This is a genomic window from Paenibacillus mendelii (assembly GCF_024498075.1).
GTDB classification, from domain to species: Bacteria; Bacillota; Bacilli; order Paenibacillales; family Paenibacillaceae; genus Paenibacillus_Z; species Paenibacillus_Z mendelii.
On the sequence record NZ_JANHOF010000001.1, the window covers coordinates 90,776 to 116,697 of the forward strand.

The window sequence follows — 25,922 nt, forward strand, 5'->3', positions numbered from 1 at the left end:
TAGGCTCCCCTGCTCTTCGTTGTTTGATGATTAATGAAGCTTCGTTACTCCCGCTGATTATTCATGGCTAAGCATGTTATACATCATGACTGCCGCTTCTGCTCTGGTTAGAGTATCCTGCGGGTGTATGGAGACTCCGTCCCCCTGGATCAGACCGCTCTGAACAAGCGCAGCAATACCGTCCGATGCATAAGAAGCAATTTTTTCTTTATCCGCAAAACGGTTGAGTACTGCAGAAGGCGAAACCTCGGCGATCGGTTTGCCGGCAGCTTTCATCGCTTTGTACATCAGAACAAGCGCTTCCTGTCTTGATATTGAACGCAATGGTTTGAACGTTCCATCGCCTGTTCCTGTTGTAATCCCCAAAGATTTGGCAACCCCTACCTCCCTCGAATAATAAGCCGAAGCATCAACGTCGGAGAAGCTGCCATCTTGCTCGGAAGCCGTCAGCTCCAGCGCCCTTACGAGCAGAGCGACAAAGTCCGCTCTGGTTATTGGTTTTGTCGGCGCAAACGCGGCTGACGAGGTTCCGTTAATTACACCTTTGGACGCCATCACCTCGATTTGTTTCTTTGCCCATCTCAACGAGGAGATGTCCCGGAACGATTTCTTCACGAACACGACTGCATATTTACTGAAGTGACTTGTCTTGAATGTAACTGAACCCGTTGCTGCATCATACTTGCCGTTAGGTACCGGCACTGCCTTGCCCGCGTTATCGATGTACCAGACAACGATATGCTCAGGATCAGCCAATTCAACAGGTGTTGGCTGATAAGGAATCGATACCAGAACCGGAGCTATTGGACTGCTCCAAGGAACGACTTTGCCGTCAATCATCACGTGAAGCTCGACAACCGGGCGATTGCCGATTTGCGCACTTACAGCTGGTTCAAGTGTTGATCGGTCAGCAGCCGAGATTGAAATGGCTATGCTCTTCACACCTGTCAAATTCAATCCGTTCAGCATATCAGACGGAGCCGTTATCGTTCCGAATTCGGTTACAATCTCAACCTTCGTCTTAGCTGCGTCCGAAGCCAGAGCGGATTGCGGAAGCTCAACGACATATGATTTCGCATTATCCGCCTTCGGCACCTCAATTCTGACGATTGTCAGACCGTTCGCTCCAGCTGAAGCTGTTTCTAACGCCTTACTCCAATCTCCTGTTGACACCGCAGCTGCTGCTTCCCCAGTGGATTCATCAACCTTTGGAACACCCAGCTTGATGATCCCGTCTGCAACCGAACCCGTCGGAGGAGTGACAGGAGTTATCGGTGTTATCGGCGGATTAGGTGTAACTGGCGGTGTTACCGTTCCTTGGATTGTTATTTGTACGGGTTCGGTCGCATCCTTCTCATTGTACAACTCGAACGCAGAGATCGCGTACTTATCTTCCGTATTAAGATTGGCTTTCCACAATAAGAGATAAATACCTTTCAGACCTTTATAGTCCGCGCCGTAATGGGCTTTATAATCCGGCAGATCGATTGTTACGCGCTCATATTCATCCGAGCTGTCGGTCTGCCAAGTTAAATATACGCTGGATTTGGTCTCTTCCCAGTTCACAGCATCCTCGGACGTTGAAATATCCAGAACAGTCAACCCTTGCTGCTGAGCTTTATTTACGACAAGAACGAGCTTATTGAAGTCTTGCAGTTTGTGATCGTCCCATTCCAGCATAATTCGATGCGGAGGCTCAAACTCTCCTTTGGCATTCAAATCCGGCATACTCGCACTTTGGAAATACGTATCGGCTTTCCCGTCGATCATCCGGATCGGTGAATGCTCGCCTTCATTCGCATAGTCATTCGCGTTCCAGTCCTGACCGTGGTTCAGATATGTTGCACGAGCCGCACTCGCTTCACGGGCCAGATTTTTATTCCGTTTTATCGTGAAAGTGTATGTCTTTACGGTTGCCCCGTCTGCCGCAGTTACGGCGATTTCGATTTTGCTGTTGCCCATCGGCACTTTAGCCGAAATCCATTGCGCTGCGGTCAGTGACAGGCCGTTGACTTTCATCGTGCTGTCCGCTTTCTTCAATGTAGGCTGCAGGGTAACCGTATCCACACTTGGATCCAGATTCATGGTGTAGTCGGTCTTATTGCTGTTAAATGAAATATTCGTGCTTCCACCATTTACAACGAGTGCAGACAGAGATGCATCGCTGTTCGGATTCGTAACCTGTACCGTACTGGATGCCGTGTACTGTCCATCATCTGTAGTAGCAGTCATCGTGGCAGTGCCAGCGCTGATGGCCGCTACAATTCCCTTAGCATTAACAGATGCAATACGCGGGTCACTGCTGCTCCATTGTACGGACTGATTACTCGCATTTACAGGTGCAAACACAGTATTCAGCTTCGCCGTCTCATGAATGAGCAGATCAACCGAGGAGGGAGCTATTTCGATCCCGGTAACTGGAATATCCGTAACGGTTATTTCCACTGGCTCTGTTGCGTCCTTCTCATTGTATAATTCGAACTCTGATATGGCATACCTGTCTTCGGCGTCAAGATTGGCTTTCCATAATAATAAATAAATGCCCTTGAGACCCTTATAATCCGCTCCGTAATGAGCTTTATAGTCCGGTAAGTTGACTGTTACCTGCTCGTATTCGTCTGGACTGTCCGTCTGCCAGCTCAAATAAACGCTGGATTTTGTTTCCTCCCAGTTCATACCGTCTTCGGATGTAGAAATATCCAGAACGGTCAATCCCTGCTGCTGGGCCTTATTGACAACAAGGACAAGCTTATTGAAATCTTGCAGATTACTATCGTCCCATTCCAGTAAAATACGATGCGGTGGTTCAAACTCTCCCTTTGCGTTTAATTCCTCCATTGCCGCACTTTGGAAATACGTATCGGCTTTCCCATCGATCATCCGAAGCGGCGAATGCTCGCTATCGTTATCATAATCGTTGGCACTCCAATCCTGGCCATGCTCCTTATGCGTTGCGCGTGCCGAGCTTGCTTCCAGCGCAAGATTTTTATTGCGTTTCACGACAACTGAATAGGTTTTCGAAGAAATGCCATCGGGCGCTTGGGTAATGATTTCAATTTTGCTGTTGCCCATTGGGATTTTAGCTGTAATCAGCTGACCGCTGTTAACCAACATTCCGTTAACGAGCATCTGGCCTTTGCTGTTTTTCAGCCGTGGCTGCAGCGTCATCGAATCCGTATTCGGATTGATTTTGACCGTGTAATCGAATGTGCTGCTATTGAACCCAAGATCTGTTTGACCATTATTTATGATTAAATCAGATAACGATGCTTCACTGGATGCATCCAATACCGTAACCTGACTTAACGCTTTCATACTGCCGTCGACAGTTGTTGCTGCAATCTCCACAGAACCCGGGGAAATCGCCGTCACAGTGCCCTCTTGATCCACCTGGGCAATACGCTCATCGCTGCTGGACCATACCACTGCTTTATTCGAGGCGTTAGTTGGTGTAATCAAAGGAGTCAGCTTCGTTGTCTCTTCGGTATACAGCGATACCGTTGCTGGACTAATCGTGATTCCCGTAACCGGAACATTCACCGACGTAACGGTGATGGCCGTTCTAGCCATCCTATCACCGTCGATTGTCGAGGCTGTAATGACGGCAGTACCCCCGGCTATAGCTGTTACCTCACCATTGGTATCTACGGCTGCGATGCTTTCATTAGAGGAGCTCCATTCCACGCCTTGCTCTGTCGCATTCGCTGGCGCTACCACTGCGCTTAATTTCGTGGTATCTCCAGCATTCATGTTCATGGCGCTAGGCAAGCTGACCGACTCCACTGCAGCATAGCTCGGGTTCACCATAGATTTGTCCAACTGGAACAAATCGGCGACTCCTCCGTTCAGCGTTACATTCAGCTCATAGCGGTTCCCGCCAAGCGGCTTAAGCTCAACTGGCTCCAGTTGACCGGTTTCTCTGCTGACACGTTGAATAGCACCTGGTGCATACTGAGCCAAATTCAGCTCCAGCGTAATACTTTGCTTCGTATCTGAGCCGGACCCATGTTGTTGATCAGGTAATAAACCGTTTCCTGTCGTCAACCCATTCATAACCATAAAATATTGTTTATCCATCGATCCGAAGAAATCTTGCGTATCCGGCAATGGGTCGAAAAATCCAATAAGGGCGTCTCCGTTTAATCCGTTATTCTCCGTTCCGAGGTTTTGTACGGACATGCTTCTCAGATAAGGGTGTGATAATCGATTATACTTATCGAGCACCGGCGTTTCTTTAGGTGTCTTATTATTCATGACTGCACCAGTCTCATCCTTGTACTGACCGGGCACGATGAATACATCCGTGCTGTTCAATCGTACAAGATGAGGACCTAAATGGTTAATTTGGCGCGCCATCTCCGCATATTGGTCGTACTGTGGCGTCGTCTTTCCATCCTTGTCGAAGAACAGGAACGAGCTGCTGTCATACTCCCAACGGAACATGCTCAGCCATTTGCCACCCATTGTTAACGTTGCGAATGGCACACCATAAATCTGAGATTCCGTAATGATGTAAGGACCGACATCCGCAGGCATCTTGTTCGTCTTGAATCCAAGCAAGTATTGACCGAAGGCGATCGGGCTTTGCCCCGTTCTGTCGTAACCACCTAGTGCGATTGTTCGTTGATCATTAATATTGTTGACGATCGTCGTGAACATGTTTTTATCCGTACCGCCAAGTGAGAACAAATAATCGTCGAATGTGAGCAAATCGGGCTCAGCCGTCTTGATGTAGGTCTCATAATTGTCTCTCTGCCATTGACGGGATTGCTGGTTGCTGTGCGCCAGCACATTCGGATACAACTGATGGCTCAGCTTGAACCAATCTGTGAAAGTCTTCAATATTTCTTCGCTGTAGCCTTCTTCATCCCCAAACGAAATCGTAATCAAATTATTTACGTCGGCTGTTTGCTGTGGGGACAAGAAGCCGTTCATATCACTTTCCTTCGGACCGCCGCCCAGCCCGTCTCCGAATGCTCCCTTGACTAGAGACCATTGGAGGTAAGGAACATTGTTATGCAGCGTTTGATTGTAGAACGGATATTCATAATAGGTCGCCGTTGTAAAATGACTTCCCGTCCATTCATCCGCCGATGCAAACTTTCTGCCCGACCCTTCGGTCGTCATCCACGTCTGCATTTGGAGCCCTTTGTCAATCAATACCCGGCTTGCGCGGGACAACGTCTTCGGCGGAATGACTGTGACGGTACGGACTTTTGTAACAGATTCCCCACGACTGTTCGACACCGTATATTTCACCGGATAAATACCGCCCTTGCTTGTGTCGACTTGCCCCGTTGGTGAAACCACGGTCAGATTCCCATCAACGGAATCGGTTGCGCTCGCTCCGGCTTCGTCATAGGCTTGATTAAATTCCAACGTCAGCTCAGCGCTGCCGTTCATTGTAATTACGGGCCAGTCATGCCCCGGTACTTGACGTAGTTGATCATCAGTCAGAGCGCGGTCATAAATTTGCAATTCATCGATGTACCCAGGCCAAGCATTCGACGAATCCGGGAACCGATCTGCTCCGATCCGAATGTCCCCGGTGTTCGAATCCATGTGCGTATTATCCTTTTCAGCATCCAGTGTTCCGTTGACATACAGCTTGACCTTTGCGCCCTCACGAACCAGCGCGACATGATACCACTTTTTCGGCTCAATCAACGTCGCACCTATCGTGGATACTCCACCTAATGAGGATTGCAGGCGGCCGTCCGGTCTGCGCTGTAGAAGGGTTGCTCCATTCTCCCCCTGCTGCTGAACGAATACCACGTTCCGATTCGTATACGTAGAATTGAAGTTGACCAGCATGCTCATCGAGAAATCGCTGCCCGTGTTGATCAATTCATCATTAGGTATCGTGGCAAAGCTGTCATAACCGTTAAACAATAACGCTTTCCCATTAAATCCGGTCCCTAACGCAGCCTTCGATACAATAGCATCATTGCGCGATCGAGTATCCGGTGTTACACTCCCGTTCATCTCATCGAATTTCCATTCCCCGGCTAACCCTGGGACCGCCGCAACCGCAACCGCTTCGCTTTGTTCTGCGAAAACTGCGGTATTCGGCATTCCCAAGCAGCTTACCCACAAGCATAAAACGGTTAATAAACTTATCCATTTCTTGCTTCGCTTGAATATCATTCTAGTCCTCCTCATAGTAATAATTCGAGAATAATAGATGGGTTATTTCAATTGAAGTAAAGCGCTTAACTTATTTTGAAAAAAAACGTCCTCATCGGATTGGCATTTGCATCCAAGGACAACAATTCTGCTTATGATTCTTTACATTTGCTCAACACAAAGTATGCGCTTACAATTTTCGATTCAAACCAACCTCTATTCAAGCCCGACCTCAATGATTACATACCTCCTCACCGTATAAGATTCTGAGAATGAAGGATGGCGCCCTCTATCGATGAAAAGGTAAACGTAACTTCATACGATTCGAAGTATTCCGGACATATGAGAGCCATTACGCCTCTTTCTCACTGACTGTTTATGATATGATCGCTTTAGGTAAGCGCTTCCCCATTACGTACACCATTATAGCGCGACCCAATACGGGGCGCAATCATAAAAATGTATAATTTTAGTATTTCAATAGATCGTTACTCTTTACGCTGGATAACGGTTCCCGCAATCATGTCATACAGCGTTTGTTTGTTCTGACTCAGTAATGCACAGAGTAGATTAACGAAGACCAATCCATAAACTACAGCTAATAAGCCGTAAATGAGCGCGTCGGGATACCCCGAAGGTATGACCATATGCCACACCGTGAAATGGGCCAGCTCCCAGGGGATGAACTTAAGGGCTGAGCGAAGAAAAGAACGCCCTATTCCGATGGGTTGACCGTGCACGCCGATCACCACGATCCCCCTTTTCCGTTTTCCCCAAGTCGCATGCGATTTCGCCCCCTCACTTATTGCAAAATATAGATAGACTGGCAATGTAATGAACATAAACCCGGTGATTTCTGCTGACAACGGACCTGATGTGAATAATGGAACAAGGAACGGTCGTGCGAGAAACGATACTCCAATTAGCAGCATGATATAACACGATAGGATAATGTAATCCCACAGAAAAGCAATGATGCGGGTACCTAACGAAACATATCTTGAATATCCCTTCCTCTGCATGCTCTTTCCCTCCTGTCCTTACTAGAGGAATCCAATTGAGAAAGACTGCCAATTCACAATGGCAGTCCCTTGACTGAATTATTATATGCAGCTCACTCGACATTCTTCAATATAAGTAATTGGAAATGTGGGGAATTAGGATCTAATGGTATACGTTTGAAATAGATCTCCTCAAAATGCTGTCCTGCGAGAGTTCTTATGGACTCGTCGGAATAGGATGCAAAAAAACGTTTGGGTTCGAATGCATCCTCCTTCCAGATCCCCTCTGAATCCTTGCCTCCGTAAAGTCCCATATAAAAAAGACCATCGGGCTTCAGAACACGTTTAATTTCGCCCAACACCTGGTCAATATCATGCTTTGGTACATGTAAGAGACAATTTAATGCGTAGATGGCATGGAACGAATGATCAGCAAAATCCAAATGATAAAAATCCATAACCTTCGCGGTTAATCCTCTCTCTTTGCAATAACGAACCATCTCATTGGACAAGTCGATGCAGGTTACATTCAAGCCGTTATCTTGAAAATAGAGGCTATCCATCCCCGTGCCCGCTCCTAGCTCCAGGAGAGATTGTTTATTCTCTTGTTTCAACCTATCCAGGAAAACTTTTCGTTCTATAATCTTCCATTCTGCCGGAGTTGAATTTGCCCGTCTGTGTGCATCAATATCATAGGCTTTCACTAGATTCTGTTTATTCATATTGTCCTCCTAAGATTGGTAACAATCACCTAATCTCACAATACCGCACATACGTTCGCTTGTAAAGGTGGGGTTCCAAATCTTTATTAAAACTTCCATATCGTCATCCTTCGGCATTCATGACTTTATGACAGCGATTTGATAGTCATCTTCATAGACGACAATTCCGGGAGGATCAACTGCGACGGTTCTCGTCAATTCGGTTTCATATTTCGCTGCGATTGTAATGAGGGGTTCCAGTTTGTTTATCATAACCCTTGTTTTTGGATTATCTTTAAACCATATTACTGCTTTAATGGCACTATTATCTTCGTAATAAGGCGGGTTTGGCAGATGCTGTTCAAACCATTCCTTCGTTTCAAAATATGTACGGTTATCAGATTCGGATAATTTACCATCTCGCTGTAAATGGTAGATAACCACAAATATCCCATACGGTTCTTCTGTCTTGGGACTTGAGTAATTCCCATGAAACCTGATGTACAAGATATTCCCTCCTTTCGCAGACATGAGCAGCCTATCGATTAATTGTTTGCCATGAATAATCATTCGATCTTAATTACCAACTATCCTTCTCACAAGCAATATATTACCATATGCACTTTCAATCGACGAAATAGTGGACGCCGACGAAATGGCCGCTGCCTTCGATATCGGCGAACAAATAATTGTCGCGGTCGGTCGTGTTGTACACGTCGTTCGGATCCAGAATGAGCCATTCGTTCTCGTCGCCGTCTCTGGGCTCCGTCAGTTCACGATTCCAATAGGCATGAAAACGACCGGCTTCCAGCCCGATCGCGGGATGAACCTCGTAATCCACATAGAAGAAGAACATCATAATCGGCTGATCGGATTCGTTCTGGATCGTGATTCTCGCTCCATTGCCAAACGGCATTGGAAAATAGCAGTTGAGCGCCTGTCCATCCTGCGGCGCCGCCGCCATTGGCAGTGAGGAGTAGTTGTACTTCTCTCCCCATCCTTGGCCGAAGAAATCACCGATCGGCGCCTCGACGCTGGGATTCGCCTCCCCGTCCCAATACATACGAATGACTGCATTGCGCCGAATCATCGGATCCTCACTGTTCATTGTAATCCAGATATGCTTGATAATCCCCGCGTGCTCGATTTCGGCAATCCCTCTCGTTTCGCCGGCCTCGATGCGAATACTGTCATGGAATCCGCCTTTCCGGTCGAAGCTGGAAATCCGTTTCGTTGAAAGGTCATGGCGCAATTGAAACAGGCTGTTCAATGAATTCATCGTCATCCTCCTCACATTTGTCCAAGCGTAGGGCTTCCCACACTCGCTAGATGCAAACACATCCATCAGGAGCTGGAATCCACGGTGCAAAATTGCTTTTCTATCATCGCCTCACCAAGCTTCCCTACGCGGACACGCTCGTAAAAGGGCTGTTTCTGGAATTATGGGTCTACTTACTGCGGGAGAATGAATGGTCGCATCATCCGGAGATCGTGAATAACCTCGACGAATTAAACGCGGGCAAATCCTATTTGGACTGCCATTACGACCGGGAGGTATCGCTCGACACACTGTCGGCGCTATCCAACATCAGCATATTATTTGATCAGCCTGTTCAAAAAGACATACGGCATGACACCGATTAAGTACCATCAGCTTATCCGTATCGAGAAGGCAAAGGAAATGATCCGTTACAGCAGGACGCCGCTCAAAGAAATTGCCTGTCTGTTCGGGTATGAGAACATCCATTCGTTCAGCCGTACATTCCGGCAAGTCGAGGGCGTATCTCCTTCTTATTACCGGCCTCGGCATCAAGCCGACAGAATATAAACGCTATATAATGGGGCGGCATCAAGCGCCTTTTCTGACCAAAAAAAGACCACCGATGTACCTATCCCGGCGGCCTAGCAGCATGTTAGCTCTCTTCTAACATTGTTCCATCGCTATTAATCTGACTGATGCCCATTATTTCTGTAAGATTATTCGTATATTCGCCCGCTTGATTATGAACGAACTCCGTTAGAAATAAAGTAATCACCTTGTTAATTGCTTCGTGTTTGGCGTCGATCTGGGTTTCGTTAAAGTGAATCGGCACATCACTGAATGTGATATGATTTGCCCCATGTATCTTAATAAAGGATTTATAACCGGTTAGAACATTTGCCACATGCATTTGCCCATTCATTGTATCGCGAGCGAGTTCCTCATTCCACCCATCATTCTTGAGCATCTCATAGGTCGATGAATGCTGCCGCAATAGTAAAACAGGTATGTGAACATATGAAGGATCTGTACCCATCAGATGAAGACTCGGGTCTAGTAGAATAGCGGCCTTAATGTTGGAATCGTCTTGCAACATTCTATATACCGCAGCTCCACCTAATGAATGACCGATTAAGCTTATATTCTGCGGATCGATTTGGTGTTGAAGCAGCTCGTCAGATTCGTATACTTCCTCTAACCAGTTCATAACATATTGGATATCTTGCGTTCTTATTTCTAATAGCTTCAGCCATTCCTCCCGGTCTTTTGCGCCGAGGTCAGCAAGCGATTTCAATTGTTGAACATACTCCCCGTCCGGAAATACCGTGAATACCGATTCATATGTCGCCCCGATTGACAGAACAACATAACCATCGGCGACAAGCTTCTTAATATTGAACCAGTACATATCTCTTTCGATTCCAAAGGCTGGCGAATAAATGATGATGGGATACAAGGTACCTGACATGATGTCTGCATCCTTGTAAACGTTCGTTTTAAGCGTGTATAAATAATCCAAATCAGCCCCCATGCTCGTTAAGAACGCCTTGGCGGTTCCCACGCCAGGGTCAAACAGCTCAGGATACGCAGATTCATGCTCGGAGCTATTCGAATCAGGAGTAGGATAATAGATACTTACCATGAACCGCCGGTGACTGCCATCATGAAGAAATGGATTATCCCGTCTTGTATCCGTCGTGATCACTCTTGTCGTTCGGCCAACTCTCAATTCAACACCTCCTCCTTACATGAATGGACCAACTCTTCCGAGAAATTAATAGGTCGAATGCTGCTTCCAAAGATAAGTAAACGTAAGATTAACCATCATGACTATAGCATATAGAATGGCTAATTTGTCATACTTCGCCGCGTAAAGAGCGACTCCGCCTGCCCCTAGAACGCATATTTCAAGCAAAAACCGAATGATGCCTGTTGTAGGTATGGACGCTTTGGGTGAAACAAACATCCCCCAAATAACAGCTGCGAGCAATGGCAATCCGATTCCCAGAATGATTTTCACCAGATACCCTTTACCTGCGTAGAAGCCCCAATACCCCAATGCAGTTAAAGCGCATAATTCAATTAGAAAACGCAAGCAAAGATTCGCATATTTGAAAAATTCCATATCGTTCTCTCCTCGCGGCAAACTGCCTCTTCGTTCAAATTCCGAATACATCCGTTACCAAAGCTAATACCAGCAAGACCCCCATCATTCCTCCTGAAACAATCGCCCAGCCTGTGCTGCTTCTTTCCTTCACAACCGATTGTAAATACAGGAGGAAGCCAACACCGATTAGCACACCTTCCAACACGATGCTTAAGCTTGAATATTCCCATATGCCAAGGCCCAATAATGGCAAATTCCCGAAATTGCTTGGCAATATAGGGAGATCCGCCCGATGTACGCATAGATCCAACAACCAGTGACTGAATACCACTCCCGCCACGATTCGGCCGCCTCTATTGCCCCATTGTCGCTTGGCGAACATACCGGCCAATGCTGTAATAAGCAAAGCCCCGATTAATGAGTGTGTGTAATCTGCATGAATGACGGCCCCACCATAACCACTGCCTTCTATCGTTTCAACTCCTGTTACGAACAGCGGCACAAACAACACATCGAGTAATTGTGTACTCACCATGAGCGCCCAGAGCGGAACCTCTGGTGACTTCGATTTTACCGCTGCAGCTATACCAAAATGACCGGCAAACATTCTATTTCACTCCTCTTTGTTTGATAGTTCGAGCCTTGGCATCCAACCAACCCGCCCCTAGTACAAACAAAAGCATGAATAAAATAAAGCTCATCATCATCTCTCCTATTCGGGCTAACCAACGGTTACTTTCCATTGGTTATAATATAACCGATGGTTATCTGAATGTAAAGAATTTCCCGTTTTTTTCTACGGGAGTGTCTCCGGATTATAAAGTGCTGCTTCCATGACGAAAGAGCCCTGATGGGTTCCATGCAGAGCTCCTTCTTATGAGGGTGAGGTTAGACGAGTCCATGGATGACAATGGGAAGTCCATCGGGATCCTGAATGATCATGCTTATAGAGCCGTCTTCACGCTCATCAGAATAATGGAGAATAACTGTATCCTGTTCACGCAAGAAGCGATAAGCCGCATCCAAGTTCCGACTTGAAAGTTGAATTCGTGTATCTGTGGCTTTGCGGTGTAGCTTATTCGTAAAGCTAATGACATTATGGTTTACCATTTCAGGGAAAGCCAAGTTATATGCATGGCGCGAAGCCATCTCATCCTTGACGGCTAGACAAAAGCAGGTCAATTCGGGTTGGATCGGATGGTCATCATTATGGCAGACAATCGAAGCCGAAGAGTACGTGATTGCCCGATTCACGATTAAGATTTGGTTCCCGTCCTTGTCCGCAGCAATAAAGAAGTCCATATCAATGCCGCCATGATCCAGGGCATATATGATCTCCCATTGCTGACGTTTCATCTCAACGAACGTGAATTCGATGTCAGGTGTCCTCACGATCAAGTCTGGCCGCCAATCGACGTGCATAAGATCCAGTCTTTTATCGGCGAGGATGAGATTCGGACCGTTCTCCAGCTGAAATACCCCGATCGGACCATCCAGCATCTCGGGCGTTATCGTCAAACCCAGCAGTGTGCTATAGAAGATTATTGAAGTTTTGAGATTGGTGCAGGTTACATAGATCGAATCGAGCTGGCACTCGGTTGCAGGACATGAATCCTTGGGTCGCATGCCTCCGAATGAATAGAACGGATTCACCGGGATATGAGAGATTACTCGCTTGCTCGCATGGCTATGGTCAGCTTCGAAGCGTTTGAATGCTTGAATGGCTTTCCATTCTTCTTGTTTAGCCTGCTCCAGCAGTCGGACTGCTGATGTTTTATGATTATATTCATGAGGATCCCCGCCTGACGGGAAAGGAAATAGCGTTTGCAGCTGCCGATAACATTCATACACCCGGCTGTAGCATTCAGCAGCATCGTGAAACATTTCACCCCAACTCGGGTACGCAGCATACCGCTCTTCACTTTGCCACCTCTGTGATTGTTCTCGCCAGAAAGCCGCCGCTTGCTGCCTGCACCAGCCGAAGATCGCCAGACAAGACGCATTCCCGAGCGGGTCAATCGTCTCTAGTTCGAAAGCCTTCATCCATTCATCGTAAGCTTGAATACCATTGGCACAAGGCAGGAACGTGCTGTCCTGTCCTTCCGCATGACGAATGATGCGTTGAATGAGTCGCAGCATTTGTTCAGCTGGGTTGACCGATGCGAGCGTCCCATCTAATACATAGGCATAGAGCTCGCGGGATATTCTTGTGTCTAACTCTGCTCGGCCGGCATACAAACTGCTGTAAGGAATGGCAGCTGTCGACCTGGAATCGGATACATACAATAACTGCTCTTGATCATCATATCCGTATACGAGCGATGCTTCATAATGAAGACCATTATTCAACAAAGCAGGAAAACCGCTATCTACCGATTGCCGAAGCATAGTAAGCGTACAAAGAAGCTTCTCAGTCTTATGCTTACTAGGAGCTGCAATCTTGTAATGCTGATAATCCACATATCTGTAATGATAGCCAAGTGTGAATAACCCATTCGCAAGAAAGGTATCCCAGTCCCATAGCATCGCGCTTGCCGCACTAATCATAGGCAGCCGAAGATTTATTATAAAGGCATAGCCGGTAAAGCCCGTTACCTCAGCCAAGGTAATATCTTTACCCGCGCTGCGGAGCGCGTGATAGATGGCATAGGGATAGGACATATCCGGGTGCACCAGATCCTCTCCTTGAATGGCAGGTTTGGGCAGCATGTGCCGCTTATAGCCGGCTTGGTCAAAGAAAGACCGGAGCTCCGTCCGGATGTCGAGCTCCATTTTTTCATTTGACAGCTTTTTGCGTATACGGGAGAGTGTCTTATGGATGTTATTGACGTTCGTGTCAAATTGGGCTGCGATTTCGTCCGGAGCAAGCTGTTGATAGAAGAATTGTTCGAATACGGTTCGCTCACGCGGACCGAGAACGCGAATAAGTCCGGTCAACGCTTCTGTAACGGGCATCTCTAATTCATGTCTCGATTCCTGGGAAGGGTTTGCGCGCTTGGTGATCCGGTATAGGACGGTATCCAAGTCCCCCCAGTCCGGTTCCGCCTGCTTATTGGCAGCAAGAAAAGAAGAGAACGGCTTTTCTTTGCCGTAAGGCCCTCCCCTGCGCAGCTTCATCAAAGCCTGATTTCTCACAATTGCTCGCAGCCAGGGTAAAAACCTTCGCATATCCGCAACTGTACCAAGCTTCAAGAAAGCACTCAATAGCGCTTCCTGCACAACATCCTCTGCCATATGTTCGTCCTGAACGATGCTCTTAGCCCATGAGAACGCACGGCTGCGCTGCCTGGCAAGCAATTCGTTGAATGCCTCCCGGTCGCCTAATTTTGCTCGTTCCGCTAGTTCAATATCTGAAATTTCCATCTCGATTCGCCTACTTAGCCCATTTGTGGAGTACATTTCCTACACTTAACTTTCTTGATTAGACTGGGAATCCCTTTTTTCTCAAGATTAGAAAAAAGAGCTGCCATGAGGTCAGGTTTCAACCCTTCTATGGCATCTGTATAGAGGAATGAGGAACTAATTGATAAAGGAGACTGTTATCGTCATGACAAACCAGACCATTGCTGCACAATCGTACCACCCCGAAACGATATCATCATTTGCTTCAGCGGTTATTCCAGCATTGTATGTATCGGATTTGAACCAAGCTCTGCTCTGGTATTGCAGATGCCTCGGATTCAAGGTGATGGCTTACAACCCGCATTTTGCCACAGTCGAGGTTGCTCCAGGGCGAATCTGCTGGATCAATCAGAATAAAGAGAAAGTCGGTCAGGGCAGGTTTGATTTTCACGTACCGAATACGGATGCTTTCCATCAGCATCTTGTTCAATGCGGCGCAGATGTAAGTGAATTGGAAGTTGGCGTTGCAAATACATTATGGTTCGAATTTCGCGATCCGGATGGCAATGAATTCGGGGCGTGGAGCGGACTATTTGGACTCAATGAACTGGAATATCATGCTGGTCCGGAGATTCCCTCCATGGAGAGGTATACGCTGGTATCACGCCCGGAATTGCATGTCGCAGGGTGCAGCGTTACCGTACATGTGAATGACCCCGAATCTGCATTAGCTGAGGGGGAGACCCGTCTGTCAGAAGCCATTAAAGATATACAGGGCGTAAAGTCAACCTTATTCTACGTCAATCCCATTCTAGAGCGCTATGAAGATGTCCTGGAGAATGAGCTTTACGTTTGCGTCGAACTGGAGTCGCCAAGCGTGGATGCTAAGGGTCTTACGGTAATGACCATTCCCTCCCAATGTTATGCGGTGTTTACATATCCACGAACAAAGACGGATTTCCGTGCTGACTATTCCGATAAATATCGCTGGTTAGGCTGCCAATTCGGTTTTGAGAAGCAAATTCCCGGTCAAGCAACCGCCGTTCATCTGGAATACTCGGAGAATGACCACGTATATGTCTATATTCCCTATAAGGTCGGAGAAGACGTGCAGCATGACTATCGGTAAACAGATCGACACAGAAGCAGCCGCTCAAGTATGAGCGGCTGTTTCTTGCATATTCCCATGTACTTACTTATGGTTCTGGCATACCGTAATGACATTAAAATCGTCATCTCGCATGTTGAAAAAGGAGACAGACTCATACCGATGAATGCCTCCGCAAATAATTTGGAAGCCTAAATTTTCTATAAACGCAGCCGCTTCATCAATATCATCTGCTGGTAAAATTCATTATTCCATTTCAGAGCAAATCATGATGACATTGCCATCCGGATCCTTGACCGTGAAGAAGGCCAATTCACCGCCGGGTCTCTCGATGTCGGTGAAGACCGGAACACCATTCGATTCTAAGTAGGCTTTCGATCCCTCTACATCAGGTGTAACCAGCATGAATAGAGTCTCGTAATCATCGCCGTGCCGGAAGCGATTGTCGTCCAGCAGGACGCCGCTCCCTTTCCTCATCTGCAGGTCATAGATGGAATGCTCAGGTCCGGTCCCGACTTCATTGTAAGGCAGGCCCAATACTTGACTGTGAAATCGAATCGCCCGGTTCATATCCGTAACATTCAGGAAGATACCGCCAATCCGATTCATAATAGGACTATTCGTGTTATCCAGCCGCTCTACGACATCGGAGACAAAATCTGATTGCATAATCATCAACGAGTTGCCGTCCGGATCGGTAAAATTGAAGAATGCCAAGCCTGGATGAGGCCGCGCGATCGGATATAACGGTCGTACTCCCTGCTTCTCCAAGAAACGATATGACTGCTCAATGTCAGAGGTTTTGTACATGTATCTGACATGCACGACATCCGGCCCGTTGCTTTTGTTGTCATCCAGAATAATACCGGTTCCCCCCTGAAGCGTCATCCAGTAGACATTGCCGCCGTTTAGCCTGTCTTCCAAGAGTGGAAGCCCCATCACCATGCTGTACCACATAGCAGAGCGGCGGAGATCGGATACATGGACAAAGGCACTTTCCACCTCATTGTCGATCGGACATTTGATAAGCTCCATACTTGTCTCCCCCTTTAATGAGCTAACCGTTCCACCTGCATACACTTTCAATGCAGCTGGCACGCGTGCAGGCTTGTAGTTGTCCGTATTTCTGCGCACGGGGCCGCTTTTCACAACCGTCTTTCTTAGATTAGCATTCTTACCCATGGCCTGTACCTCCCTTAGCACTTACCTTGAATATAATTATATCAGAGGGAAGATCAACCTTTTATGCTCATTTTTCTCAAGATTGACCGCAGCCTTCACCAAATCATTGAATCCGATCAATGAAGAAAGGCCATCCTGTGCAGGATGGCCTTTCTTGTAACATCTCAGCTCTCGTGAGCTAATCATGATCTCTCAATCTTTGACTGCGGCGATTAAGAGAAAAATCGGACGCCGGGATTCATCTTTCATCTCGGGATGCGCGGCTATAGTTTCTGGGCTCGGTTGAGGCTCGGAAATTCGCTTAATTCTGAAGCCCGAATCAATCAAGGCATTCAGGTGAGTTTCGATTGTCCGGTGATATTTAGTAACATCATGATCCAGAAATCTGGCTTGGCGCAAGCCTTCACTCTGATAATCGTCGACAGGCCAGTGCAATCGCTCGCCCTGCGCTCCATAATACCAATCCTGTGCTGCGAGCGCAGTGAAGATGGGATGCTCGACAGAGAGTATGAAGGAACCGCCCGGCACCAGATACTGATGGACTTTGCGGCAGATGATGTCGAACCTCTCGACATAATGTAAGGCAAGTGAGCTTATGACGACGTCAAATTCCTCTGCCGGAAAGTCGATATCCTCAATCGCGAGCTGACGATACTCGATAGCGGGATCATCCGTATGTTCCCGGGCACGCACAATCATATTCTCGGAGAGGTCTATTCCCACAACAGATCGTGCCTGCTGCTGACGGGCATACCGGCAATGCCAGCCAAAGCCGCAGCCAAGATCAAGCACTCTCTTATCGCGCAGCTCAGGAAACAATGAACGAAAGACAGGCCATTCCCCAGCTGCATTCAGTCCGCCGATCGAACGCGGCATCTGGCTGTAATTCGCGAAGAAACCGGAATCATCATATTTGTTCTGTTTCAATTCCTTCATCCTCCTGCGATCGTGCCCGGTGATCAGACCCTTCTAGGTCAACTCAGACGACTTCTGAGTCTCGCGCCCGCCGCCTAATTTAAATACAATAATACCACCGACAACCATCAGAACACCAATCAATTGTTGTGGAGTAAACGGAACCTTCTCCAAACCTAACCAGCCTAGCGAGTCCCACATTAATGCAAATCCGAGTTGTGCGATCAGCGCGATCGAGGTGGCATAGGTCGGACCAAGCAGCTTCATTCCCTGCACCAGACAGACGACCACACCTACTCCGATCATTCCGCTAAACCAATACCAGGTCTGCATATGTTGAAAGTTGAATATCTGTTTTCCTTCAAAGATCAGACCGAACATCAGTGAAGCCAGGAAACCCAAACCTAATACTAATGTGGTCGTCGCCCAAGATCCTGCACGCTCATTGACTTTACTGTTGAATATATTTTGCAGGCTGACCAGAGAACCTGCGATAAGCGCTAATACTATCCCAAGAACCATACCTTTGCTCACCCATTTACTGATTTATTCGAATCTATTCGTAGATGTTGTGACCAGCCAGTGCCTTTAGACCTTCTCTGTTCTTAATATGAATGAACCCTTTGCTGCGCTCAATGAAACCATCGGTACAGAACTGTTTGATGACACGGTTCAGATGCCGGTAGCTGGTTCCAATGATGTCCGCCGCATCCTTTAGATGAGCTGTGCTTAGCAACCCTTCATGAAGAGAATCCGATTCATACAAGGAGTCGGACAACAGATAACTTGCCAATCTCACTTCCACTGTATACATCATATTGAAGCTCAACGAGTTCGACTTGATGAAAAACTTCTGAGTAATGATGCCCAGTAAAAATTGCAGTAAAGGCGCATAATCACTTCCGTACTTTCTCAACCAACGATGATGAATAACGATCATATGGACAGACGATACGGCCTCGACCGTATTCATAATGTCCGTCCCATGTACATATTCTATATCGCCGACCGCCTCAAGGGGTTTCTTAATTGAAAGTATCAGTGTTTTGCCTTCCTCAGTGGTCGTATAGATTTTGATTTTTCCCTCAACAAGAATGTACAGATATTGAGAGGGTTCACCCCGAGAACAGATGGATTCGCCTGGCATGTAGCTGTATAACGACAAATGCGGGATTAGCTGCTCTGAAAAGATGGATACGATTTGATACATATGCAAATAATGATTCAATCGTTCACGATCATGAATCTCTTTCATTACTCGATTTAACCTCCAGCCTACAGCATGTCGCTCCCCTGAGATGATCATACGATCAAGACCTTAATATTACCACACCGGTGATCATCATTCCGATCCCAATGAATTGTGACAGCCTGATCTTCTGCTTCGCCACACCGAACCACCCCTTAATATCGATGATAAAGGTCAGACTCAGCTGAGCGATCAGAAGAGCGGATATCGTGAGGGTAACACCTACTTCGTGTATAGCCGTGACATTGGTGAAAATAATGATCGCCGCAAAGGAACCGCCTGTCAAATATAACGGTTTCACTTGCTTGAACCCTTGCCCTCGTCCATCTCGAACGAAGAGCAGAATTAGAAATGCCATGATGAACCCGGTTAGCTGGGTAATTGTCGCCGCTTGCCAAGTGCCGATATCTTGGCTTATCCTCGAATTGGCTACCCCTTGCAGCGTAATGAAGGCCCCGCCTAATAATGCAAATATAATCCCCTTCATATGAACTCTCCCAATATAGATTTCTCTCTTCATTAAATGATAGTTTCCGTTTACTTGGAAAGGACATATGTCCTCGACATTACACGTTGGTACTAGTTTGTCCATATCGTTGATGTTTTTAATCAAATGAAGACATTACGTCTTAGCTCACGCAACTATAAACTGAGCCGAATACAAAAAAAAGAAGCTGCTAATAGCAACTCCTCTTTCAACTCATTCATTAAGACTAGAAAAAGCTTTTTTGGCCGTTTGCTGATTTCCTAATCCGGGCGGAGTCGAATAACCGTCCTTCTTCATCGATTGCGCGGATCTCTAAGTTGTCTTCCACTGCAACGACTTGTACGAAATGGGGAACTGCTAAAGATTGTGAGGTATGCCAGCTTCTCTTGGGTAAAAGCCACTCCGGCATGGCCCCTGCTCCACCGGCCACGATATAGACGATTCCATCCTCATAATCAATTTCATTCGAACGAATCGGATGACTTCGTTCATATACGATCGTATGTGAATTGAATACGATATCGACTCCATACTTTTCCATGATGGGACAAAGCTGCCGCATGTCTTCCACTTGATATCCGCCTGATACATACGGAGGATAATGAAAAAAGACGATTTTCCACTTGGCAGACGTTGATTGTAAATCACGGATAAGAAAATCATACTGGGCTTGTCCTGGACGGATCTCTCCTGCAGCATGAGGGTATTGGTCTGGTTTGATGAAATCTGTACTGTCCAAGCAAATGAAATGAATATCCCCATAATCGAAGGAATAATAATTTTTGGGCGGCGCAAAAGCAAAGAAGTCATAATACCATGAAGCATTACATTCGTGATTGCCCAAGCAGCTGTAGAACGGGGTATTCGTCAAATAATCCTTCCCCGGTTCAAAAAAGTACGTTCCCCAATCTTCGTACTTTCTTCCATCGTTGACGAGGTCCCCGACAAATAAGGTGAAATCCGGCCGGTATCTTTGCATTTGCTTGAATATATTCGTGTTAATTTGCCCATGGGTTGAATCAAAACCACTATAGCCGCCTGTCTCGCTTGTCACAGTAAATGAACACGGTTGTCCCTTCGGCGCGGCTGAATTGAAAGGATAGGGTCCGGATTGCACCCTTTCGCCATGTTCATTCTCAGAGAAAACTAGGTAGAAATACGTCGTTCCTGCTTCCAAGTTAGTCACGGTAAGCTGATGAATCACGGTATGACTCTCGTTTGACACGATTGTCATCAGATGCTCTGGCTTTTTGTAATTCCCCTGATAGCCGCTATGAATTCGTTCTGCTATGAACACCTCTACTCTTGAAGCAGCCGGCTCCGATGTTTCCCACATCATTGTCATGGACGCTATTGTAGGCCATTGCAAATAAGGCCCTTTAACGATGGATAACATAGTGGTTCCCCCCTAATTCCACCCCATACGATTCTTGAGTGATTCAATCTGGGCGATATGATGTTGATTGTGCCAAGCGAATCGCTGAGCTGCAAGATCCAGACTCATTCGGCCATGCGTGGGACTCGTGAAGGTCCTGTTAAAGTCCGATGGCGGTAATGAACGGAGCAAGACGGCAAATCGACTGTGAAGGGCTTCGAGGAGAACGATTGATGTTTCAATGGGCGTATTCTGATAATCGCTCAGTTGTGCCCATGAATCTTCCCGATAAGAGCTTGACACAGGGTCATCTTCAGTTAATGCCCGCTTGAAACGGATATAAGCATTCATATCATTATCCGCCATGTGGTGGACGACCTGTTGAACTGTCCACCCGCCGGGACGATAAGGGGTAAGCAGCTGATCCATTGTTAGGTTACTCACCGTCATCCTTAAGTTGGCCGGCATCACCGAAATGACCTCTATCCATGTATTGCGCTGCTCTGATGTCGGTTCCCGTACAGGTTCGAATTGACCTATTGGATATCGATAGCGGTCCATAGAATCACCTTTCGTATCGGTTATTGTTTAAACTTCATACATGCTTGATTGTCGTTATAATTATATGTATATGTCGCTAACTTTTGATGGTCTTGACCCTTCCATCTTTCATATATTTCATAAAAAATAGATCCATAGTATAAGTTCTCAGGAAGCTCTGTAACGAATTTAATCTCTTCAATTTCATAATCGGGTAATGGGCCTAACACATTAATTTTGGCATAAAAATTCATTCCGTAGCTGCCATTCATTAAATAAACCCCGAATGGCGTTAATTCACTTTGAACCGTACCCGTTTCTTCGTACAGCTCTCTGCCTGCCGCGTGAATGAGATCTTCACCTTCTTCTCTCTTACCGCCAGGTAATTCCCAGAGCTGACGCTTCTTGTTCCGAATAAGCAGGATTTGATTGTGGTATTCCGTGATCATCACGACAAATCTAATCTTGCTGGAGTCAATTTCATTAAGCTCATACCAAGAACGCACCATGGACGAATCCCCTTTATTTGTTCTTCAGCGCAATCCGCTATTATTTTGTTTGCCTAACTCTCCAGACTTAAGGGTTCGTCGTTCTGAAATATTCAATCATAAAGTCGAATAATTGCAAATTCTGTTGCGCCGATAAGCCGGAGGATAATGAGATTTGGTTTTCGATATTGAGGATATTCCCTTCTATCGTTTCCGCCTTATGAACCCCGACATAGTTGGGTATTAATCCATTGAGAGCGCTAAAAAATTTGATTTGAGGCTCCACGAGCTTAAGATGTTTGTCGAATAACCTTCTTCCTCTTGTAATATCAGATTCTTTGCGGTTTCTAAGGTCGCTCTCACCGGCCCACAAGACAATGTAACAATGCGGAAAGGATATTTCACCCGAGATTAACTTGCTTCTAAAGTAATTCGACTCATATTCAAATACGCTATGATCCAGTCCATACACCCAATCATACCAGAGCTTAAAGACATCCCCATCCAGCAAGACGTAGGGGTATTCCTTGCTCATCTCTAATGCTATTTCCCACCTCTTCGTTTGACAGGCAAGATGCCAATCAACAAGCTCCATTCCTTGCCATTTGGTTGGACCGAAGAGAAAATGGGTTTCTTCAACGATATAGGCATCGTAACGATCGGCAAAAGCCTTACAGGTTGTGGACTTACCGACTGCACTGGTGCCTTCCAGACAAACAATAGGCACTCTAACCCACCTCTCCTTCGGTTATCGAGCCTTTTTTTACCATATACCTAAATATACCGTACATACGTTCTGCAGTAAACCGATAGAAAGCAAAAGAAACCGCAAGCTGCGCGGTTTCTAATTGTTTCTAATGGGTCGGCATCATGACATTAACTTGACTAGACGTTTGGGAGCGACTAAGCGCCAGCCTAGCATCAGCAGATCTCGTAATTCATTGGGATCAATCCGATTCATCTGTACGACCATATAATTTAGGTTCGAGAATGAGGCAGGGATACTGAACGTCAACGGATCCATCGTCGTATAAGCCATACGGTCTTCCGCTGTCGTTTTGACCGTCAGGGTTAGACCATCTTCCTGAATGACAGCGAATATCTTCTTTCCGACTCTGAAGGAGGGTTTACCCCAATGCTCTTGTTCCTGCGCTTCCGGCAAGGAAAGTGCGAAAGCACGAACTTCTTCCGCTGTCATCATGGAGCCGGTTCCTCCCTCTACCTGTTAATTATCATCTACGAGTCTATTAAAGGCCGCTTGCAATTGTCTAGTTATCGGTCCGGGCTTCTCTGATCCGATAGGCTTCATATCGATCGATATGACAGGTGTGATTTCCCTCGTGCTGCTCGTGATCATGACTTCGTCAGCATCCATTAATTCCTCAACATGGAAAGCCTTCGATTCAAAAGGGATTCCTTCACTCTTCGCGATTCGTTCGATCACTTGTCTAGTAATGCCCTCTAATATAAGGTGATTGGCAGGATGTGTTCGAATCACACCATTTTTCACAATGAATAGGTTGGATGAGCTACCTTCTGTTACGATGCCATCCCGGACGAAGATCGCCTCATCCGCCCCGCTCTCCTTTGCTTGCTGCCTCGCTAATGTATTGGGAAGCAGATTCAATGATTTGATATGGCAATGATGCCATCTAATATCGTCTACCGTGATAGCGGCGATCCCGTGCTCCATTTGACTATACGGGCTTGTATAGGCTTCACAATAGCCAAGCATGACAGGAGTGATTACATCCGGAATCGTATGGGTTCTAGGCGCCTCACCTCGCGTAATTTGCACATACAGATACCCATCATGTTCACCAAACAACGCAACCAATTCATCCAGCTTGGCAGCTAGTGCATGCTCATCCCACTGAACCTTAATCTTTACATTGTGCAAGCTTTGGTACATACGGGTCAAGTGAGCCTGTTTTTCGAACAGCTTACCTTTATAAATACGAAACACTTCATAGATGCCATCCCCGAAGTAATAGCCCCTATCCTTGTGGGATACTTGAATTTCTTCTTCCTCTACCAGCTCACCGTTCCATAAAAACACACCTTGTGCCTCCTTGTTTGTACTTCAGGGAATATAGGGTGGATTCTGAGTCAACGAATCTACAAAAGCCATATGCTGAATGTAATGCCACCACCCGACAATTGTCAACAAAAAAATGTATTTGTCTTCCATGCAATCGCTGGAAAACTGCCGATGGCTGATGTTTGCCTACTTGCTGTTGCAATTAGCAGCATTATTGGATATAGTTTTACTTACCGAACGGTAAGTAAGTATTGGGAGGATGTTAAGCATGAGCATAAGTTCAACGTATACGACGATCTTGGAGACCGGGTACCGCCTATTCGCTGAGCACGGCTTCGAGAAAACGAGTATGACCATGATCGCCAAGGAAGTAAACATATCCAAGCCTGCGTTGTATTATCATTTTGTATCCAAAGAAAGCATTATCGAAGTGCTCTTTGACGAGATTTGCAAAAGCATCGGATTTGAGAATTTCTTCACGATCCAAGATTATACAAACGATAACTTTGAAGAAAAGCTGATTTCAGATGGTCTTCGGATCATACTTAAACAGAATGAAGACATCTATTACACACGTATCATGAATCAATACCAGGCGCTGGGCTACCGAAATCCTACATATTCACGCAAATTGATTGATAGCCTAGACGGCTTTACAACCGGTTTTGTTGCGCTGCTGCAGCACGGAGCCAGGATAGGGGCAATCGAAGATACCGATGCACTTGTCAAAGCACAAATGCTTACCATGATGATTGACAGCATGGATAATTTCATCAGCTACGGACTTGCGTATCATTATGAAGCGATTTGGACGAAAGCGGTTGTTACGATCGTAAGAGGCGGAACCGTGAGATGAGCCAACCGTCGCAGCGTCTTACTGCCCTTGATTATGCGAGAGCCTGGGCGATCTTCGGAATGATAATCGTGAATTATAAGCTTGCCATGCAGGCTGAGAATGCTGACCCTGCATGGTTGCGAGCGATCGCGGGACTCTTTGAAGGGAGAGCCTCTGCTCTATTTGTTGTTCTGGCAGGCATCGGCGTGTCCTTAATGACTGCGAAAGCAAGACGTTCCATGGACAAGGACATTATTCGCCGGAATCGCAAAAGCCTGTACCGACGATCTGTTTTCCTGCTTACAGCAGGCATGCTGCTGCTGCTGATGGATTGGAACGCGGATATTCTGCACGATTACGCGGTGTTCATGCTTGTCGCAGCGGTATTGATGACCGTTTCCGATAAGCTGCTGCTGGGCTTAACCGTTGTTAGTCTATTACTATCTCAAATATGGCTGATCGTCTTTGATTACAGTAAGGGTTGGGATGCGAATTTTCACGCATATACGGACTTTTGGACAATGAATGGGTTTATTCGCAACCTGTTGTGGAATGGATTCCATCCTATCTTCCCTTGGGTATGTTTTTTTCTAATTGGGATGTGGATCGGAAGAAAACGGTGGCTGGAGAAGGAGAACCAACGGAAAATTCTGATCTATTCCTTGTCTGGAACAGTCGTCCTCGAGATGCTGTCCTATTCCTTGATCACATGGACCTCGCCCATATTGGATCCTGAATCTGCAGCATATCTATTCGCGACGAAACCGATGCCGCCCACCGTACTGTATGTTCTCTCCGCAGGTTGTTCGGCTCTAACCATCCTTTCAACCTGTCATTATGTGATTCATAAATTTGAGAATTCCCGTCTAAATCAAGCCATTATCCATACGGGGCAGCTGTCGTTATCTCATTATATAGGGCATATCATAATCGGATTAGGTTTTCTGGAAGCTATAAACTACTTAGAAAATGGAAAGCTTTCGTTTGCAATCGCCTATGGATGTGCTTATTTCATAATCGCCATTGTCTTTTCGCATGTGTGGAGAAAATGGATGAAAAGAGGTCCTGTGGAGTGGATCTTGAGAAGATTTTGTTGATTACGTCTAGTTAACGCAGCAATCATACCTCATGGTTTTGGATTTAATCCAAACGCGAAGCGGCCCG

Annotated in this window: 25 protein-coding genes; 5 read left to right on the plus strand and 20 right to left on the minus strand. The window is 46.4% G+C overall.

Going from position 1 to position 25,922, the window contains the following annotated elements; all coding sequences use genetic code 11:
• Positions 1-57: 57 nt before the first annotated feature.
• From NNL21_RS00420 to NNL21_RS00440, 5 genes are all read right to left on the minus strand, one after another.
• Complete coding sequence (locus NNL21_RS00420) at positions 58-6,147, minus strand: Ig-like domain-containing protein (protein ID WP_204815441.1); 6,090 nt, start codon at positions 6,145-6,147, stop codon at positions 58-60.
• Between the two features lie 467 nt (positions 6,148-6,614).
• Positions 6,615-7,148 (minus strand): RDD family protein, encoded by a 534-nt coding sequence (locus NNL21_RS00425; protein ID WP_204815442.1) that lies wholly within the window; start codon positions 7,146-7,148, stop codon positions 6,615-6,617.
• 92 nt (positions 7,149-7,240) lie between these two features.
• On the minus strand, positions 7,241-7,849 hold the full coding sequence (locus tag NNL21_RS00430) for a class I SAM-dependent methyltransferase (RefSeq protein ID WP_204815443.1): 609 nt from the start codon (positions 7,847-7,849) through the stop codon (positions 7,241-7,243).
• 117 nt (positions 7,850-7,966) lie between these two features.
• Positions 7,967-8,335, minus strand: a complete 369-nt coding sequence (locus NNL21_RS00435; protein ID WP_204815444.1) for a hypothetical protein — start codon at positions 8,333-8,335, stop codon at positions 7,967-7,969.
• 118 nt (positions 8,336-8,453) lie between these two features.
• Positions 8,454-9,107 (minus strand): glycoside hydrolase family 172 protein, encoded by a 654-nt coding sequence (locus NNL21_RS00440; protein WP_204815445.1) that lies wholly within the window; start codon positions 9,105-9,107, stop codon positions 8,454-8,456.
• A gap of 92 nt (positions 9,108-9,199) precedes the next feature.
• On the opposite strand from NNL21_RS00440, the gene NNL21_RS00445 reads away from it, so the two are divergent.
• Entirely contained in the window at positions 9,200-9,472 is a 273-nt protein-coding gene (locus NNL21_RS00445) for a hypothetical protein (RefSeq protein ID WP_204816832.1), read from the plus strand.
• Positions 9,459-9,656 carry a helix-turn-helix domain-containing protein gene (locus NNL21_RS00450; protein ID WP_256554984.1) on the plus strand — a complete coding sequence of 66 codons (198 nt, stop codon included), beginning with the start codon at positions 9,459-9,461 and terminating at the stop codon, positions 9,654-9,656. The genes NNL21_RS00445 and NNL21_RS00450 overlap by 14 nt, the downstream gene beginning before the upstream one ends.
• 85 nt (positions 9,657-9,741) lie before the next feature.
• Here NNL21_RS00450 and NNL21_RS00455 read toward each other — a convergent pair whose 3' ends face one another.
• The 4 genes from NNL21_RS00455 to NNL21_RS00470 form a co-directional block, all read right to left on the minus strand.
• Positions 9,742-10,818 (minus strand): alpha/beta hydrolase family protein, encoded by a 1,077-nt coding sequence (locus tag NNL21_RS00455; protein ID WP_204815447.1) that lies wholly within the window; start codon positions 10,816-10,818, stop codon positions 9,742-9,744.
• Positions 10,819-10,863: 45 nt separating this feature from the next.
• Positions 10,864-11,214: a YrdB family protein gene (locus NNL21_RS00460; RefSeq protein WP_204815448.1), complete on the minus strand. Its 351-nt coding sequence runs from the start codon at positions 11,212-11,214 to the stop codon at positions 10,864-10,866.
• Between the two features lie 34 nt (positions 11,215-11,248).
• Positions 11,249-11,803 (minus strand): permease, encoded by a 555-nt coding sequence (locus tag NNL21_RS00465; RefSeq protein WP_204815449.1) that lies wholly within the window; start codon positions 11,801-11,803, stop codon positions 11,249-11,251.
• A 281-nt stretch (positions 11,804-12,084) separates the two neighbouring features.
• The gene (locus NNL21_RS00470; RefSeq protein ID WP_204815450.1) at positions 12,085-14,559 is read right to left on the minus strand and encodes a sigma-70 family RNA polymerase sigma factor; all 2,475 of its coding nucleotides are present in this window, start codon (positions 14,557-14,559) and stop codon (positions 12,085-12,087) included.
• Positions 14,560-14,743: 184 nt separating this feature from the next.
• Between NNL21_RS00470 and NNL21_RS00475 the strand changes: the two genes are divergently transcribed.
• On the plus strand, positions 14,744-15,667 hold the full coding sequence (locus tag NNL21_RS00475) for a VOC family protein (RefSeq protein ID WP_204815451.1): 924 nt from the start codon (positions 14,744-14,746) through the stop codon (positions 15,665-15,667).
• 225 nt (positions 15,668-15,892) lie between these two features.
• On the opposite strand, the gene NNL21_RS00480 is transcribed toward NNL21_RS00475, so the two are convergent.
• From NNL21_RS00480 to dat, 11 genes are all read right to left on the minus strand, one after another.
• Positions 15,893-16,828, minus strand: a complete 936-nt coding sequence (locus NNL21_RS00480) for a VOC family protein (RefSeq protein WP_204815452.1) — start codon at positions 16,826-16,828, stop codon at positions 15,893-15,895.
• A gap of 192 nt (positions 16,829-17,020) precedes the next feature.
• Positions 17,021-17,755 carry a class I SAM-dependent methyltransferase gene (locus tag NNL21_RS00485; RefSeq protein WP_204815453.1) on the minus strand — a complete coding sequence of 245 codons (735 nt, stop codon included), beginning with the start codon at positions 17,753-17,755 and terminating at the stop codon, positions 17,021-17,023.
• Between the two features lie 42 nt (positions 17,756-17,797).
• Entirely contained in the window at positions 17,798-18,265 is a 468-nt protein-coding gene (locus NNL21_RS00490; RefSeq protein ID WP_204815454.1) for a DMT family transporter, read from the minus strand.
• Between the two features lie 34 nt (positions 18,266-18,299).
• A complete protein-coding gene (locus tag NNL21_RS00495; RefSeq protein WP_204815455.1) occupies positions 18,300-18,998 on the minus strand; it encodes a Crp/Fnr family transcriptional regulator in 699 nt (232 codons plus the stop codon).
• 55 nt (positions 18,999-19,053) lie between these two features.
• Positions 19,054-19,479 carry a DMT family transporter gene (locus tag NNL21_RS00500; RefSeq protein ID WP_204815456.1) on the minus strand — a complete coding sequence of 142 codons (426 nt, stop codon included), beginning with the start codon at positions 19,477-19,479 and terminating at the stop codon, positions 19,054-19,056.
• Positions 19,480-19,705: 226 nt separating this feature from the next.
• Entirely contained in the window at positions 19,706-20,875 is a 1,170-nt protein-coding gene (locus NNL21_RS00505; protein ID WP_204815457.1) for a purple acid phosphatase family protein, read from the minus strand.
• Between the two features lie 12 nt (positions 20,876-20,887).
• Complete coding sequence (locus tag NNL21_RS00510; protein WP_204815458.1) at positions 20,888-21,415, minus strand: YfiT family bacillithiol transferase; 528 nt, start codon at positions 21,413-21,415, stop codon at positions 20,888-20,890.
• A 20-nt stretch (positions 21,416-21,435) separates the two neighbouring features.
• Positions 21,436-21,903 carry an NUDIX hydrolase gene (locus NNL21_RS00515; RefSeq protein WP_204815459.1) on the minus strand — a complete coding sequence of 156 codons (468 nt, stop codon included), beginning with the start codon at positions 21,901-21,903 and terminating at the stop codon, positions 21,436-21,438.
• Between the two features lie 67 nt (positions 21,904-21,970).
• Positions 21,971-22,609: a hypothetical protein gene (locus NNL21_RS00520; RefSeq protein WP_204815460.1), complete on the minus strand. Its 639-nt coding sequence runs from the start codon at positions 22,607-22,609 to the stop codon at positions 21,971-21,973.
• 141 nt (positions 22,610-22,750) lie between these two features.
• Positions 22,751-23,083, minus strand: a complete 333-nt coding sequence (locus NNL21_RS00525; protein ID WP_204815461.1) for an MmcQ/YjbR family DNA-binding protein — start codon at positions 23,081-23,083, stop codon at positions 22,751-22,753.
• A gap of 24 nt (positions 23,084-23,107) precedes the next feature.
• The gene (dat, locus tag NNL21_RS00530) at positions 23,108-23,941 is read right to left on the minus strand and encodes a D-amino-acid transaminase (RefSeq protein WP_204815462.1); all 834 of its coding nucleotides are present in this window, start codon (positions 23,939-23,941) and stop codon (positions 23,108-23,110) included.
• Positions 23,942-24,191: 250 nt separating this feature from the next.
• Between dat and NNL21_RS00535 the strand changes: the two genes are divergently transcribed.
• Entirely contained in the window at positions 24,192-24,779 is a 588-nt protein-coding gene (locus NNL21_RS00535) for a TetR/AcrR family transcriptional regulator (RefSeq protein ID WP_204815463.1), read from the plus strand.
• Positions 24,776-25,855: a DUF418 domain-containing protein gene (locus NNL21_RS00540; protein WP_204815464.1), complete on the plus strand. Its 1,080-nt coding sequence runs from the start codon at positions 24,776-24,778 to the stop codon at positions 25,853-25,855. The genes NNL21_RS00535 and NNL21_RS00540 overlap by 4 nt, the downstream gene beginning before the upstream one ends.
• Positions 25,856-25,922: the final 67 nt, after the last annotated feature.

Coding starts and splice junctions, on each gene's coding strand:
- NNL21_RS00535 (WP_204815463.1), top strand. CDS start 24,192: ATGAGCATAAGTTCAACGTATACGACGATCTTGGAGACCGGGTACCGC.
- NNL21_RS00430 (WP_204815443.1), bottom strand. CDS start 7,849: ATGAATAAACAGAATCTAGTGAAAGCCTATGATATTGATGCACACAGA.
- NNL21_RS00475 (WP_204815451.1), top strand. CDS start 14,744: ATGACAAACCAGACCATTGCTGCACAATCGTACCACCCCGAAACGATA.
- NNL21_RS00505 (WP_204815457.1), bottom strand. CDS start 20,875: ATGTTATCCATCGTTAAAGGGCCTTATTTGCAATGGCCTACAATAGCG.
- NNL21_RS00510 (WP_204815458.1), bottom strand. CDS start 21,415: ATGGACCGCTATCGATATCCAATAGGTCAATTCGAACCTGTACGGGAA.
- NNL21_RS00495 (WP_204815455.1), bottom strand. CDS start 18,998: ATGAAAGAGATTCATGATCGTGAACGATTGAATCATTATTTGCATATG.
- NNL21_RS00420 (WP_204815441.1), bottom strand. CDS start 6,147: ATGATATTCAAGCGAAGCAAGAAATGGATAAGTTTATTAACCGTTTTA.
- NNL21_RS00480 (WP_204815452.1), bottom strand. CDS start 16,828: ATGGGTAAGAATGCTAATCTAAGAAAGACGGTTGTGAAAAGCGGCCCC.
- NNL21_RS00490 (WP_204815454.1), bottom strand. CDS start 18,265: ATGGTTCTTGGGATAGTATTAGCGCTTATCGCAGGTTCTCTGGTCAGC.
- NNL21_RS00515 (WP_204815459.1), bottom strand. CDS start 21,903: ATGGTGCGTTCTTGGTATGAGCTTAATGAAATTGACTCCAGCAAGATT.
- NNL21_RS00425 (WP_204815442.1), bottom strand. CDS start 7,148: ATGCAGAGGAAGGGATATTCAAGATATGTTTCGTTAGGTACCCGCATC.
- NNL21_RS00525 (WP_204815461.1), bottom strand. CDS start 23,083: ATGATGACAGCGGAAGAAGTTCGTGCTTTCGCACTTTCCTTGCCGGAA.
- NNL21_RS00500 (WP_204815456.1), bottom strand. CDS start 19,479: ATGAAGGGGATTATATTTGCATTATTAGGCGGGGCCTTCATTACGCTG.
- NNL21_RS00450 (WP_256554984.1), top strand. CDS start 9,459: ATGACACCGATTAAGTACCATCAGCTTATCCGTATCGAGAAGGCAAAG.
- NNL21_RS00465 (WP_204815449.1), bottom strand. CDS start 11,803: ATGTTTGCCGGTCATTTTGGTATAGCTGCAGCGGTAAAATCGAAGTCA.
- NNL21_RS00540 (WP_204815464.1), top strand. CDS start 24,776: ATGAGCCAACCGTCGCAGCGTCTTACTGCCCTTGATTATGCGAGAGCC.
- NNL21_RS00440 (WP_204815445.1), bottom strand. CDS start 9,107: ATGAATTCATTGAACAGCCTGTTTCAATTGCGCCATGACCTTTCAACG.
- NNL21_RS00470 (WP_204815450.1), bottom strand. CDS start 14,559: ATGGAAATTTCAGATATTGAACTAGCGGAACGAGCAAAATTAGGCGAC.
- NNL21_RS00460 (WP_204815448.1), bottom strand. CDS start 11,214: ATGGAATTTTTCAAATATGCGAATCTTTGCTTGCGTTTTCTAATTGAA.